The organism is Paenibacillus sp. FSL P4-0081 (genome assembly GCF_000758565.1).
In the GTDB taxonomy this organism is placed as follows: domain Bacteria; phylum Bacillota; class Bacilli; order Paenibacillales; family Paenibacillaceae; genus Paenibacillus_AQ; species Paenibacillus_AQ phytohabitans.
Map to the genome: position 1 here is coordinate 4,949,246 of NZ_CP009280.1, position 13,113 is coordinate 4,962,358.

The window sequence follows — 13,113 nt, forward strand, 5'->3', positions numbered from 1 at the left end:
CAATCCAGCGGAACACCCAGTTATCCATAACCCATAGTTGCATTAAGTACAACAGTTCTCCGCATTCACCCGTTCTCATCGCCAACTCCCCGTGCTGCCACGCAAAAAAGAGCCAGTCCACAAACACGGATGGCTCTTCCATTCCACAATTCATTCTTTAGTTAAGGCGTCTCCAGCGTAAATCGTCCAAGCTTGCCGGCGCGCAGCTCATGCAGAAGTGCGCGTGAAGCCTTCTCCAGATCTACGCGTCCGCCGCTGAGCAGACAGCCCCGTTTACGTCCTACCGCTTCCATCACGGCAACGATTTCGTCCGGGTTCTCCAGATCCTCAGGCAGCTTGTCGATACCGAAGCGCTCCTGGAACCGGCTGCCGTAATCCTTCACCAGATATTTTACTGCATAGAAAGCGATATCCTCAATGTTCAGGATTTCTTCCTTGATCGCTCCGGTTACCGCCAGCTTATAGCCTACCACCTGGTCCTCGAACTTCGGCCAGAGGATACCCGGGGTATCCAGAAGCTCCAGATTCCCGCCTGTCTTAATCCATTGCTGGCCCTTGGTGACCCCTGGACGGTCTCCGGTAATCGCGATACTTCTGCCCGCCATCCGGTTAATGAGTGTCGATTTGCCTACGTTGGGAATACCGACGATCAATGCGCGCATTGCCCGCGGGTTAATTCCCCTGGAAATCTGCCGGTCAATCTTTTCCTTCAGCAGCAGCTTGACCTGCTCAGGAATCTCCTTAATGCCTGTCCCGGTAGAAGCATCCACAGGATAGGCAACATGGCCCTGTTCCTTGAAGTAAGCAAGCCACTTGCGCGTTGCTTCCGGATCGGCCAGATCCGCTTTATTCAGAATAATCAGCCTTGGCTTATCCCGCAAAATATCGTCAATCATCGGATTGCGGCTGGAAAGCGGCAGACGGGAATCAAGCAGTTCTATTGCAATATCAATCAGCTTCAGCTTATCCTCAATTTGCCGTCTAGCCTTCGTCATATGACCAGGAAACCATTGAATGGCCATTGCCGTCACCTCCTTTGACTTCTGTCAGCTTAATGGTTAATTACTGTAATATCTTTGACCGGCCAGAAAATAAGGTCCGCACGGCCGACAATATCACCCAGCGGCACATAACCGATCATCCGGCTGTCTGTACTGTCTGAGCGGTTGTCCCCCATCACAAACACATGTCCTTCCGGCACTGTGCCATCCGTAAAGTCTTCATTCGGGAAGTTCTTATTGTTGTACAAAGAGTTGTTATTATGCGCATCATCAATTGCGCCCTGGATATACGTTTCATTTACCGGTTCGCCGTTCACAGTTACGACATCCCCTTCAACTTTCACCGTATCGCCCGCTACACCGATGACACGCTTAATGAAGTCTCTGCCTTCAGACGGCACATGGAATACGATGACTTCACCACGCTGAGGTGTACGAATATCATAGAGAATTTCATTAACAATAACCCGTTCGCCAGTATGGAAGTTAGGCTGCATGGAAGGTCCGTCCACGATAAACGGTTTGAACAAAAGCCAGCGTATTAGAATAACCAGAACCAATGCAATCGCAATCGCTTTAATCCATTCCAGGACTTCATTCTTAGGCTTCTGGGGGCTCTGGCTGTTAGATTCTGTAATCTCGCCTTGCCCTGGCTGCAAATCCTGCTGCATAGTTCACCGTCCTCTCCATATGTTGTTATCTCCACTATACAATACAAAAAAACTCCTGCCAAAAACTCCCCCGCGATTACTCCTTCAGGAGGCCTTTTCGGAGAAGCTGTTCCTAAGGCACATATTTCTTAGTTCAAGGTTTTGATTACATAGCAAGAATAAACGAAAGGGGCTTGAATTCAAGCCCCTTTCACTTGCCGCTATTCTAGCGACGGATTTCTTTAATTCTTGCAGCTTTACCGCGCAGTTCACGAAGATAGTACAGCTTCGCACGACGAACTTTACCACGGCGAGCCACTTCGATTTTTTCGAGCTTAGGGGAGTTGATTGGGAATGTTCTTTCCACACCAACACCATAAGAGATTTTACGAACTGTAAAAGTCTCACCGATACCACCGCCGCGACGTTTGATTACAACGCCTTCGAACAACTGGATCCGTTCACGAGTTCCTTCGATAACTTTTACATGCACCTTCAAAGTGTCACCCGGGCGAAAACTCGGGATATCTTTGCGAAGTTGCTCTTGCGTAATTGCTTGTAGGATATTCATTTAGGACTTCCTCCTTCCGTACAGGTGTTCTTGCCTCTTCCGGAGAGCCATTGCTCTCCCTCATTATCCGCAGAGGACCACCGTATTCCACACAACAGAAATAATATTACCACACGGCAGAAATAAAGACAAGTATAAAATTCAATATAGAAGAATATATATGCTTCGCACTATAAATTCCCCTTCTATTTCTCGCTGAAACGGTACCGTCCTGTTAAGGACGGCATAGCGTTGCTACTTGTTTAGAGTGGCAGCATATCCCGTTTCTTCGCTTTGACCTTGCAATCCTTGCAGAGTCCGACCACACTTCCGTTATCCTGGGCATAAAAAACCAGCTTGCCGTTTCTCTTCTTACAGGAAGAGCAAAGCTGATCTGCAGCGTTCTGCTTAGCCTTGCGGTGCCCTTCCATAGATATTACGTTGCTGGCTTTAACCGTTATTGGTGCTTGAGGCTGCTCCCTGTTCATCCGGTTGCGGGAAATTACATAAACAACTGCACCAACCAACAAAATAATGAAGACCGCCGCATATTGCATTTGGCTCATCCGCTCCTCTGACTTCATCAGTCAAAATAGTAAACAGACCTGGTTCCGCCTTACCTTCTGTGCCGGTCTGTTCCAGCTGCCAGGAATGATTATTCCGGTCTTTAGATCTAACGCTAGTTTAACATATTGCATCATCAAAATGTAGTCAACATGCTGTACTGGACTATGGTCCAGTACAGCAACCCGCCGCCAGCCCGTTATCCATATATTTTCCATAATATATAATAATAAATATACATAAGCAAATTACTAACCTTCAGGAGGGTATATATATTGAAGAAAAATCACAACACCGCAATTGTTGCAGCAGTAGCCGTCTTTTCCATCGCTTTACTGGCCGGATGCAGGGAGCTTCCCGGTAAAGAGGCAGCAGATCATCAGCTGGAGCAGCGTCTGTCCGGAAACTTCCAGCAGGAAGCCGCAGAGGCGGTTAAGCAGAGCATCGGAAAGGCAACCGTCTCGCTAGGAGATGCAGTCCAGACGACAACAGACAGGATTGAACAAAAGATTAATGATGAGGGTATCAGCAGAGAATTCTCCACCTCCCTGCCGGCGGGTTCAGCCTCTGTATTTAAGCTTGATAATGTTCTGGGTGAAATCAGCTTAGTTCCCGCTTCCGGGGACAAGATTGTTGTCAAAGCCACCGTTGTTGTCCACGAACGTTCGTCTAACGACGCCGCTTCCGAGGTACTTGACCACGCTGAAGTATCGATTGAACATAAAGGTGGCGTGCTGACCGTCTCCGCTCACGGAGAGGATAGCCCGAAGAAGAATCTCTGGGACTGGTCACAGAAGGAATACGGGCATTCAGACTTCAGTATTAATTATGTAGTTGAGCTTCCGGATACAGTGAACCATGTTGAGATCAATAATAATGTAGGCTCCACACAGCTCCGCGGTCTGCAGGGTACCTTTGATATCGTCAGCAATGTCGGAAGCATCATTCTTCAGGATACTGTTTTCACAGGCAAATCTTCAATTAAGTCTAATACAGGAAGTATCGAGCTTGGTATTTCCAGTATGGATAGCGGCAGTAGTCTTAAAGCTGAAAGCGATATAGGTAAAATATCCGCCGATCTTGCCAGTTCAGTACAATGTACTGTGGAAGCAGAGAGTGAGCTGGGCCATATAGCCGGCGCTGCAGGCGGCAAGCAGGATTATAACGGCGGCGGTCCGCTGGTAACGCTAACTACCCAGATTGGAGCAATATCCGTTAATAATTAGAAAAGTGGGCGTTCCTGTTTTCCAGGAGCCCACTTTTTAATTTGTGCTCTTATCAGATCAGCGCAATGGCCAGCAAAGTAAACAGGCTGAGTGTAAGGATTTCGCTACCATAGCCGAAGTACCCCCCATAATAATTCCCTGCGCCCCCCGGATAGAATGCCGAGGTTTTCATTTTGCCGTTGCCTTTTGTTTTCAGATACACATTGTTCTGGTCCACATCCACAATAACCCCTTCATGACGTTTGCCGTCAGTGGTCATAATGCGCACCCGCTTATTTTTACAATGGAGACAATTATAATAAGCTTCCATCTGCTGATTCCTCCTCAATCGTGTTTCTGTATCTTATGAGGGGAGGGATAAGCCGGTAACGGCAATAGCCATGAGGCAAATGTCTATAATTATTGCAGCTGTGAATTCAAGAACTTGTGAACATTGTGTATCATTTTTCGAAGAAAAGGGGTATTATTAAGATAATAATACGAATTGAAGCGCTTACGATTGTGAACAATAATCTACAATTCATAAGGAGGCAGGAATCATGAGCACAGCAGGCAGACGTTTCATTAATGAAGGAGTACTTCGTATCGCCTGGTTCATCATATTCACATCGCTCACCTACACGGTGCGCAATTATACTTGGGCTATTGTACTGCTTATGGTTGTTGCTGTATATTCACTGGTCACCGGGATCATCATGCTTACCCGCCAGGATAGGGACAGGGGCAGAGCTTAACCGGCGTTATTCGCATAAAAGTTAAAAACACTTCCACAGAGCTAACGGCCCTGACGGAAGTGTTTTTTGGATCGGAGTAACAGGATTCGAACCTAAATTATTTTACTTTCAAGTACATTTTATATTTATTTTTTTAAAACTATTATTCAAATTTTATGGATTTTTCATATAAGCTATGCTATACTCTTGGCACAAGGAAAGGAGGTGCGTTCACATCAAGCATGACATGCTGAACGTATCCCTTACCCGGACCAACGGCTGAATCACTGGCCCTGGTGGCGCGGGATACGGATCAAAGGTACAAACTAGCGCCTCGGGTAGAAAGACCGTCTACGGACGGTCTTTTTTTATGGGATCAGAATGTAGACGGGTTGTTTTGTGTCTATAGATCTGTTTCTCTACACTCCATCACGAAATAAATAACCGCTAAAGCCAGCGAACTTAGGGTCCGTCTGTCTTTAGCGGTTATTTGTGTGCTCTGCTACAGTATCACCGAGCCTATGGAACCTGCTTCCAGGGTCTTGTTCATTCCTTGAGTTAGAGGGTTACGATTTACGATTCTTATAGAAATCAATAATATCGCTTACTGTGCGGAGCGGCTCCGCCTCCTTGTGGACAGTGTCCACGGCTGGCTTGAAGGGTTCATGCGTATTCGTAGTCACTTTCAGTCATTCCTTTCGATAATTAAGCTAGCTGCGTCTAAAGCTGCATGTATGATCGCGGCACCTCTATTCATTACCCTAAAAAAAGGGCATTAACGCACATCCGCTCTTATTTTTTGTGTGAATCTTCTGTGTCTGCTAATTTGTTCTATGGATTTGATCAGTCTCCACTTCTCAGCACATAGCAAAAAACGCCTCCCTAACGTAATATACGTTAAAAAGACGCTATCTATGACTCTTCTCCGGGCCCAATTTTCATTTATTTGTTATTCAGGCTTGCCTGCTCCTGCAGCCGCTTCAGTGTCAGCTTGTCTTTCGCCGAAAGCTCTGCTGTCTCCAGCAGGTCCGGTCTGCGCTCAAGTGTGCGCTGCAGCGCCTGCTCGCGCCGCCATACCTCAATGTTGGCATGATGTCCGCTCAGAAGCATATCAGGCACCTTCCAGCCGCGGAATTCTGCAGGACGGGTATAATGCGGATATTCCAGCAGCCCCGTGCTGAAGGAGTCGGTTACTGCAGAGGTCTCGTTACCCAGCGCCCCCGGCTGCAGCCGCACTACCGAGTCAATGACAGTCAGGGCAGGCAATTCACCGCCGGTCAGTACATAGTCGCCAATCGATAGCTCGTCCGTCACCAGATGCTCGCGGATCCGCTCATCATAGCCTTCATAATGGCCGCAGATGAAGATCAGATGCTGCTCCTGCGCCAGCTCCTCTGCGATCTGCTGATTATACGTCTGGCCCTGCGGACACATGAGAATTATCCGCGGCTTCGCCGCCGGTTCTATAGCGGATTCAGCCGCACCTGCTTCAGTGCTGGTCTCAGCCAGCACATGCTCTACCGCCGCAAAGATCGGGTCTGGCTTAAGCACCATCCCCCGCCTCCGCCATACGGCGTATCATCCACGCTGTTATGCTTGTTTCCTGAGAAATCACGGAAGTTCACCGCATTCAGCGATACGATGCCTTTGTCACGGGCTTTGCCGAGTATGCTTGTGCCGAATACACCTTCACACATCTCTGGAAAGAGTGTCAGCACATCAATCCGGATCATGGAAGCAGCCCTTCCATAATGTGCACCGTGATTTTTTTGGCCTCGATATCCACGTCAAGCACTACATCATTGATGACCGGAATCAGGATATCCTGGCCTTTGGCCGGCTTCACCACCCAGACGTCATTGGCACCAGGCTGCAGAATCTCCGTGATTGTACCCAGCGGCTGGCTGGCGTCTTCATCGGTGTACACTTCACAGCCAACGATTTGGTGGAAATAATATTCATTCTCCGGCAGTTCCACCAGGTCATCGCTTGGCACTTTAAGCATACTGCCCTTATATTTCTCAACCTCATTAATATTGGTATAGCCCTTCAGCTTGGCTATATACATACCTTTGTGTTCTTTCGCGGATTCTACCGTCACCTCGAATTTCGGGCTTCCGTCCGCCGGAATCAGCAGCAGCTTTTTGCCGGGTGCAAAGCGCACTTCCGGGAAATCGGTATGCGACAGGATTTTGACCTCTCCGCGGATACCGTGGGTATTCACCAGTCTGCCTACTGTTAACTCTTCCGTCATGTGATCCTCTCCTTTGACAAGTTTCGACTATCTATATATTTCAACAAAAAGGAGCCGGGATATACTATCCCTAGCCCCTCATTGTACGCACACTTAAGATAAAATATCTACGGTAACGCGTTTATCGCTCTTGACTGCTGCAGATGTAACTACGGTACGAAGCGCTTTGGCGATCCGCCCCTGCTTGCCGATGACCTTACCGACATCATCAGGATGTACGGAGAGCTCATAGACAATCAGGTGATCCTTCTCCACGGTCCGTACGGTCACATCCTCTGGATGATCCACTAAAGCCTTAGCAATAACACCAACTAATTCTTCCATAGAGGACCCTCGCAATCAGTCATTATTTCTGTTGCTTCAGCTCATGGAACTTCTTCATCACGCCAGCCTTAGAAAGCAGGTTGCGGACGGTATCAGATGCTTGTGCACCTGTTTGAAGCCATTTAAGAGCTTTTTCCTCATCAATCTTAACGACTGCCGGTACTTCAATCGGATTATAATAACCGATTTCCTCGATAAAACGACCGTCACGAGGGGACCGGGAATCGGAAACCACTACACGGTAGAAAGGCGCTTTATGTGCTCCCATTCTTTTCAAACGAATACGTACTGCCACGAAATTCACCTCCTTATAAGAATATCGGAATTATTATTAACCTTTGGGACAAACCTTTATCAAGGCTTTTCGATCCCTCCCAAACCCTCCCTTCCAAGGGAGGGCCCCAAGGGCTCTGCCCTCTGGACACCCGGCTAAGTGCAACTGGCGTAGGCGTTCAGACTGGCGGGACCTTGAGATGTTGGAGCAGGATCGCTTTTCTTCCCTGCGGGATACGCTTAACTGCGGCGTTACCTTGATACAGGAAAGAGATTAAAAGATTAAAAGATCAAGAGACTGAGATCAAGAGACTAGGATCAAAACCACTCTCGATCATCTGATGTTGTACTATGTCTGATCTATAAAGATCAAAACTCTTGCAATCATCTGATGTTGTACTATATCTGATCTATGGTAAACCTTATAGAGATCAACGGAAAGGGAACTTCATACCGCCCTTGCCGCCAAGGCCTTTAAGCTGCTTCATGGCGTTCTTCTTGCCGCCCTTGCCTCCGCCGCCCATCATGCCGGAGAACTGCTTCATCATCTTGCGCATTTCATCGAACTGCTTGATGAGCCGGTTAACCTCGGCGACGTTGGTACCGCTGCCGGCAGCAATACGCTTGCGGCGGTTGTGGTTGATGATCTCAGGCTGGGCCTTCTCGGCCTTGGTCATGGAATGAACAATGGCTTCGACGCGTCCCATCTGCTTATCGTCAACTTTCAGATCCTTCATGCCTTTGGCTTTGTTCATGCCAGGCAGCATATCAAGAATCTGGTCGATCGGGCCAAGCTTCTTGACCTGATCCATCTGCTCCAGGAAATCGTCGAACGTAAATTCCGCATTACGCATCTTACGTTCCATTTCCTTCGCTTTCTCGGTATCGATATTGGCCTGAGCCTTCTCGATCAGCGACAGCATATCGCCCATACCGAGTATCCGTGATGCCATACGTTCTGGATGGAACGGCTCCAGCGCGTCGATCTTCTCGCCAAGAGCAGCGAATTTGATCGGGCAGCCGGTTACGGCCTTGACTGACAACGCAGCACCACCACGGGTGTCACCATCAAGCTTCGTCAGTACTACGCCGGTAAGCTCCAGCTGTTTGTTGAAGCTGTCCGCCACATTCACGGCATCCTGACCGGTCATGGCATCGACTACAAGCAGCACTTCGTCCGGAGTTACGACGTTATGTATCTGCTTCAGCTCTTCCATCAGCTCTTCATCAATATGCAGGCGGCCTGCAGTATCGATAATGACATAATCTAGGTTATTGTCCTTCGCATGCTGAACACCTTGTCTGGCGATTTCCACCGGACTTGTCTGATCACCCAGCGAGAAGACCGGAACCTTGATTTGCTCTCCCAGCACCTGCAGCTGCTTGATCGCCGCAGGACGGTAGATGTCAGCCGCTACGAGCAGCGGGCGGTGATTGCCCTTCTGCAGTAGCTTCGCCAGCTTGCCCGAAGTAGTTGTCTTACCCGCACCTTGCAGACCCGTCATCATAATGACAGTCGGCGGCTTGTTCGACTTCGCCAGCTTCGCCTGGCTTCCGCCCATCAGCTCAGTCAGTTCCTTGTTAACGATGTCGATAATGACCATGCCTGGCGTGAAGCTGTCCATCACTTCCTTGCCGACGGACTTCTCTTTCACCTTGGACACGAAGTCCTTGACGACTTTGAAGTTAACATCGGCTTCCAGAAGGGCCAGCCGCACTTCGCGCATGGCTTCGTTTACGTCTTCTTCGGATACTTTCCCTTTGCCGCGCAGTTTGCTGAACACATTCTGCAATCTTCCGGTTAAACCTTCAAATGCCATATGCGGCTTGCTCCCTTCATGCTACTCTAACCTCTGCAAACGATCCACGATGTCCGTGAACCGCAGTTTATATTGCTCAGGCAGCATCCCATTGTCCGGCAGTCTGCGCAGTTCTTCTAAATATCTGTTGCGGTCTTCATGTTTGGACAGCAGTCCAAGCTTCTCTTCATAATTCTCAAGAACTTGCTCCGCCCGCTTAATATGCTCATACACAGCTTGACGGCTGATTTCAAATTCCGCAGCAATCTCTCCCAGGGAGAAATCATCGTGGAAATAATATTTGAGAAACGTTTGCTGCTTGTCAGTAAGCAGCCGTTCGTAGAAAGCAAATAGCAGGTTGATCCGGTTGGTTTTCTCGAGCCTATTCTCCTGACTCATTAAGGGCACTCCCTTCGTCAAGGAAAAACACTTTACAGCTTCACAACGTCCCTTATGATACCGAAAACAAAGAAAGATGTCAAGCCTTTTTGCTTGTCATCTTTTTCTTTGCCTGAAACCGGCATTTCGGAGGTAAATTCCGGCCTGCTTAGTGAATCGGCAGGATGTATAAGAATACAACGAAGAAGTGAAGAATCGTCCCTGCAAGCACGAACAAATGCCAGATGGCATGATGGTACGGGAAGCCGCGCCACACATAAAAAACTGTGCCAAGCGTGTACAGCAGACCGCCTACCATCAACAGAGTCATGCCGCCGCTGGCCACAACCTCAGACAGAGGGCTCCAGGCGATCACGATCATCCAGCCCATGGCGATGTAGAATATGGTCGACATGAACAGGAACTTTTTGACGAAAAACGCTTTGAAAAAGACGCCGAATACCGCTACTCCCCAGGCGATTCCGAATAAAGTCCAGCCCAGCGGCCCCCGGATCGCCACCAGCATAAAGGGTGTATACGTTCCAGCGATAAATAAATAAATTGAAGAGTGGTCGAGGAATTCAAAGAAGTCCTTCGCCTTGCCGTCCCTGAGACTATGCACCATTGTTGAATTAAAATACAGCAGCAGCATAGTTACCCCATATATGGAGAAACTGACAACATGCCAGGCCGTACCATTCTGGACAGCATATACGACCAGCAGAACCAGCGCAGCAATACTTAATACTGCACCAATCCCGTGTGTAATCGCGTTCGCAACCTCTTCCTTGCGGCTGTAAGTGTGAGTATTAGCCATCCCACTATTCCTTCCATTTGCGGTTTCCTTCTATTATAGCTCTTTCCCTGAGGTCCTTCCAGCTTACGGCAGCCGCAAGGAATACTTCTCCGGTTACAGCTTGTACAGGTCAGTGTACTTTGCTTCCAGATAATCCGCCAGATAATCCGGGTTCAGCGGTTCCCCTGTTACCTGCTCGATAATCTGCGAGGGTGTCAGGCTCTGACCGTAGCGGTAGATTTTGTCGGTGAGCCATTCTTTGATCGGCAGCAGGTTTCCGGCAGCAATCAGCTCCTCGAACTCCGGAAGCTCCTTGCGCAGCGTATTGAGCATTTGGGCTGCGTACATGTTGCCCAGTGAATAAGAAGCGAAATATCCGAAGTCTCCTCCCGACCAGTGAACATCCTGCAGCACGCCAAGCGCATCCGTAGGAGGGGTTATACCGAGATATTCCTGATACTTCGCGTTCCAGGTCTTCGGCAGATCCTTCACTTCAAGCCCTTCATTGAAAATAAGCTTCTCGATTTCGTAGCGTACAATAATATGCAGGTTGTAAGTCAGCTCATCGGCTTCGATGCGGATGAAGGAATTGCCTACACTGTTGATGGCGCGGTAGAAATCCTCCATTTCCACATTTGCAAGCTGTTCCGGGAAATGCTGCTGCAGATCGCCGTAGTAACGCTGCCAGAAGGCCCGGCTGCGGCCGATCATATTCTCCCATAGTCTGGACTGGGACTCGTGAATCCCCATGGATGCGCCTTGAGCCAGCGGTGTACCAATAATCTCTTCACCGAAATTCTGCTCGTACAGGGCATGTCCGCCTTCATGCAATGAGCTGAAGATCGAACTGGTCACATTATCCAGCAGATAGTTTGTTGTGATGCGCACATCGCCGGGATTCAGGCCCGTAGCGAACGGATGCACACTTTCATCCAGACGTCCTGCCTCAAAGTCGTAGCCCATCTGCTCAAGCAGGAAGAGACCGAACTTCTCCTGCTGCTCTTTGGGGAAAATTTGACTCAGGAATTCCGTATCCGGCTTGTTCGGCGACGCGCTGATCGCTTCGGCAAGAGGAACAAGACGGCTGCGCAGACGGCTGAAGATGTCGTCCACTTTGGCCACCGTCAGATCCGGTTCATACATATCCAGCAGCGTATCATAACGGGATCCTTCTACTCCCCAATAATCGATAAACTCCTGTTTGAACTCAACAATCTTGGTCAGGTAAGGCTCGAAGGAGGCAAAATCATTGTTATCCTTGGCTTCTTCCCAGATGGTCTGGGCATGGGCGGTCAGGACAGAGTACTCCTCGAATTTTTTGGAAGGAATGCTCTTGCTGCGGCTGTACTCTTTGCGGGTATCCTTCACGATCTTGTTCTCATTATCGCTTAACTGGCTCATCACTTCCGGACGGCTGAAGTATTCGGTAAAAGCACCGATCTCCTCCGATACCTGCAGTTTGAACGCTTCTGCACTCAGCATGCCAAGCGTGGCTGATCGCATCTCCACACCTTTACGCGGCGCACCTGTACGCAAATCCCAGCCCAGGAGCCCAATAGCTTCATAATAGCCTCTGATTTTGGATAATAGCTCTTTAAATTTATCCCACTCTTCTTTGACCAGTTGTTCCATTGGTTGAGCACCTGCCCTTGTCTAATTTATCCACTCCTCTTGATGATACTTTTATTAATGGCTATAATCAAATTCAGAATAGACATCTTCAATTTAAAATACTTATATTCTAATGAATACCGTGAACCCGGGGAATTCTGATTACTGACTTTAAGTTCGCGGCAAGAAGATGTAGAATGAATAACAACTTATTGCGTAAGCTTCCCAAGGGGGGGCTGTACGAAGGGATTTCAGAAGAAGTCTATTATCATTTAACTTTGAGGAGGCAGCATGCTCATGAGTCAGGTCACAGAAATTATGAAATTTAACAAGCATTTTGTTGAGGAAAAAGAATACGAAGCCTATCTGACCAGCCGCTTTCCGGATAAAAAAATGCTGATCATCACCTGCATGGATACCCGGTTAGTTGAGCTTCTGCCCAAAGCGATGAATTTCAAGAACGGCGATGTCAAAATCATCAAAAATGCCGGAGCCGTCATCTCCCAGCCGTTCGGAAGCGTAATGCGCAGCGTAATGGTTGCGCTGTATGAGCTGGATGCGGATGAAGTTATCGTCGTCGGGCATTATGAATGCGGCATGGCCTCCCTGAATGCGGACCGGATGATCAATTCTATTAAGGAACGCGGCGTTTCGGAGCAGGTGCTCGACACTTTGGAGAATTCGGGAATTAAGCTGACCAAATGGCTGCGCGGGTTTGACAATGTGGAGGAAGGGGTAATTCAGACTGTGGAGCTGATCAAGCGCCATCCCTTACTCCCCCCAAACGTACCTATTCACGGCATGATCATCGATCCGGCAACCGGAGCGCTTGAGCTTGTCTCGGATGGATACGCGGAGCATAAGGCAACTCTCTGAAACTGCTGTTTGCGTGGATCCTGGATCCACGCACTTTTTTTGGCCTGCCGGAACCTTGAAGCCAGTTAACATTTCTATTTGTGATTATTAAAAATTGA

15 protein-coding genes and 1 pseudogene are annotated in these 13,113 nt (G+C 48.6%); 3 read left to right on the forward strand and 13 right to left on the reverse strand.

The window, feature by feature from the left end; translation table 11 throughout:
• Nucleotides 1-161 precede the first annotated feature (161 nt).
• From ylqF to P40081_RS21100, 4 genes are all read right to left on the reverse strand, one after another.
• The gene (gene ylqF, locus P40081_RS21085; protein ID WP_039309356.1) at nucleotides 162-1,022 is read right to left on the reverse strand and encodes a ribosome biogenesis GTPase YlqF; all 861 of its coding nucleotides are present in this window, start codon (nucleotides 1,020-1,022) and stop codon (nucleotides 162-164) included.
• Nucleotides 1,023-1,051: 29 nt separating this feature from the next.
• Nucleotides 1,052-1,672 carry a signal peptidase I gene (lepB, locus tag P40081_RS21090; protein ID WP_039309359.1) on the reverse strand — a complete coding sequence of 207 codons (621 nt, stop codon included), beginning with the start codon at nucleotides 1,670-1,672 and terminating at the stop codon, nucleotides 1,052-1,054.
• Nucleotides 1,673-1,877: 205 nt separating this feature from the next.
• Entirely contained in the window at nucleotides 1,878-2,222 is a 345-nt protein-coding gene (gene rplS, locus P40081_RS21095; RefSeq protein WP_039309361.1) for a 50S ribosomal protein L19, read from the reverse strand.
• A 242-nt stretch (nucleotides 2,223-2,464) separates the two neighbouring features.
• On the reverse strand, nucleotides 2,465-2,767 hold the full coding sequence (locus tag P40081_RS21100) for a hypothetical protein (protein ID WP_144026165.1): 303 nt from the start codon (nucleotides 2,765-2,767) through the stop codon (nucleotides 2,465-2,467).
• Nucleotides 2,768-3,040: 273 nt separating this feature from the next.
• Between P40081_RS21100 and P40081_RS21105 the strand changes: the two genes are divergently transcribed.
• On the forward strand, nucleotides 3,041-3,991 hold the full coding sequence (locus P40081_RS21105) for a hypothetical protein (protein ID WP_042138187.1): 951 nt from the start codon (nucleotides 3,041-3,043) through the stop codon (nucleotides 3,989-3,991).
• Nucleotides 3,992-4,043: 52 nt separating this feature from the next.
• Here P40081_RS21105 and P40081_RS21110 read toward each other — a convergent pair whose 3' ends face one another.
• On the reverse strand, nucleotides 4,044-4,301 hold the full coding sequence (locus tag P40081_RS21110) for an LSm family protein (protein WP_042138189.1): 258 nt from the start codon (nucleotides 4,299-4,301) through the stop codon (nucleotides 4,044-4,046).
• Nucleotides 4,302-4,530: 229 nt separating this feature from the next.
• Between P40081_RS21110 and P40081_RS21115 the strand changes: the two genes are divergently transcribed.
• The gene (locus P40081_RS21115; RefSeq protein ID WP_039309369.1) at nucleotides 4,531-4,725 is read left to right on the forward strand and encodes a hypothetical protein; all 195 of its coding nucleotides are present in this window, start codon (nucleotides 4,531-4,533) and stop codon (nucleotides 4,723-4,725) included.
• Nucleotides 4,726-5,646: 921 nt separating this feature from the next.
• Here the strand turns inward: P40081_RS21115 and trmD are convergent.
• The 8 genes and pseudogenes from trmD to P40081_RS21155 form a co-directional block, all read right to left on the reverse strand.
• A pseudogene (trmD, locus tag P40081_RS21120) lies at nucleotides 5,647-6,437 on the reverse strand (tRNA (guanosine(37)-N1)-methyltransferase TrmD).
• Entirely contained in the window at nucleotides 6,434-6,958 is a 525-nt protein-coding gene (rimM, locus tag P40081_RS21125; RefSeq protein ID WP_039309371.1) for a ribosome maturation factor RimM, read from the reverse strand. Before rimM ends, trmD begins: the two are co-directional and overlap by 4 nt.
• 93 nt (nucleotides 6,959-7,051) lie before the next feature.
• Nucleotides 7,052-7,282 carry a KH domain-containing protein gene (locus P40081_RS21130; RefSeq protein WP_019910364.1) on the reverse strand — a complete coding sequence of 77 codons (231 nt, stop codon included), beginning with the start codon at nucleotides 7,280-7,282 and terminating at the stop codon, nucleotides 7,052-7,054.
• Between the two features lie 22 nt (nucleotides 7,283-7,304).
• Nucleotides 7,305-7,577 carry a 30S ribosomal protein S16 gene (gene rpsP / locus P40081_RS21135; protein ID WP_019910363.1) on the reverse strand — a complete coding sequence of 91 codons (273 nt, stop codon included), beginning with the start codon at nucleotides 7,575-7,577 and terminating at the stop codon, nucleotides 7,305-7,307.
• A gap of 409 nt (nucleotides 7,578-7,986) precedes the next feature.
• Nucleotides 7,987-9,375 carry a signal recognition particle protein gene (ffh, locus tag P40081_RS21140; protein WP_042138192.1) on the reverse strand — a complete coding sequence of 463 codons (1,389 nt, stop codon included), beginning with the start codon at nucleotides 9,373-9,375 and terminating at the stop codon, nucleotides 7,987-7,989.
• Between the two features lie 21 nt (nucleotides 9,376-9,396).
• Nucleotides 9,397-9,753, reverse strand: a complete 357-nt coding sequence (locus tag P40081_RS21145) for a putative DNA-binding protein (protein ID WP_039309377.1) — start codon at nucleotides 9,751-9,753, stop codon at nucleotides 9,397-9,399.
• A gap of 148 nt (nucleotides 9,754-9,901) precedes the next feature.
• Nucleotides 9,902-10,549, reverse strand: a complete 648-nt coding sequence (trhA, locus tag P40081_RS21150) for a PAQR family membrane homeostasis protein TrhA (RefSeq protein ID WP_039309379.1) — start codon at nucleotides 10,547-10,549, stop codon at nucleotides 9,902-9,904.
• A 93-nt stretch (nucleotides 10,550-10,642) separates the two neighbouring features.
• Nucleotides 10,643-12,160 carry a carboxypeptidase M32 gene (locus P40081_RS21155; protein WP_042138195.1) on the reverse strand — a complete coding sequence of 506 codons (1,518 nt, stop codon included), beginning with the start codon at nucleotides 12,158-12,160 and terminating at the stop codon, nucleotides 10,643-10,645.
• A gap of 276 nt (nucleotides 12,161-12,436) precedes the next feature.
• Between P40081_RS21155 and P40081_RS21160 the strand changes: the two genes are divergently transcribed.
• Nucleotides 12,437-13,015, forward strand: a complete 579-nt coding sequence (locus tag P40081_RS21160; RefSeq protein ID WP_039309384.1) for a beta-class carbonic anhydrase — start codon at nucleotides 12,437-12,439, stop codon at nucleotides 13,013-13,015.
• Nucleotides 13,016-13,113: the final 98 nt, after the last annotated feature.

Coding starts and splice junctions, on each gene's coding strand:
- P40081_RS21115 (WP_039309369.1), top strand. CDS start 4,531: ATGAGCACAGCAGGCAGACGTTTCATTAATGAAGGAGTACTTCGTATC.
- trhA (WP_039309379.1), bottom strand. CDS start 10,549: ATGGCTAATACTCACACTTACAGCCGCAAGGAAGAGGTTGCGAACGCG.
- lepB (WP_039309359.1), bottom strand. CDS start 1,672: ATGCAGCAGGATTTGCAGCCAGGGCAAGGCGAGATTACAGAATCTAAC.
- P40081_RS21155 (WP_042138195.1), bottom strand. CDS start 12,160: ATGGAACAACTGGTCAAAGAAGAGTGGGATAAATTTAAAGAGCTATTA.
- ffh (WP_042138192.1), bottom strand. CDS start 9,375: ATGGCATTTGAAGGTTTAACCGGAAGATTGCAGAATGTGTTCAGCAAA.
- P40081_RS21160 (WP_039309384.1), top strand. CDS start 12,437: ATGAGTCAGGTCACAGAAATTATGAAATTTAACAAGCATTTTGTTGAG.
- P40081_RS21145 (WP_039309377.1), bottom strand. CDS start 9,753: ATGAGTCAGGAGAATAGGCTCGAGAAAACCAACCGGATCAACCTGCTA.
- P40081_RS21110 (WP_042138189.1), bottom strand. CDS start 4,301: ATGGAAGCTTATTATAATTGTCTCCATTGTAAAAATAAGCGGGTGCGC.
- rimM (WP_039309371.1), bottom strand. CDS start 6,958: ATGACGGAAGAGTTAACAGTAGGCAGACTGGTGAATACCCACGGTATC.
- rplS (WP_039309361.1), bottom strand. CDS start 2,222: ATGAATATCCTACAAGCAATTACGCAAGAGCAACTTCGCAAAGATATC.
- P40081_RS21100 (WP_144026165.1), bottom strand. CDS start 2,767: ATGAGCCAAATGCAATATGCGGCGGTCTTCATTATTTTGTTGGTTGGT.
- P40081_RS21130 (WP_019910364.1), bottom strand. CDS start 7,282: ATGGAAGAATTAGTTGGTGTTATTGCTAAGGCTTTAGTGGATCATCCA.
- ylqF (WP_039309356.1), bottom strand. CDS start 1,022: ATGGCCATTCAATGGTTTCCTGGTCATATGACGAAGGCTAGACGGCAA.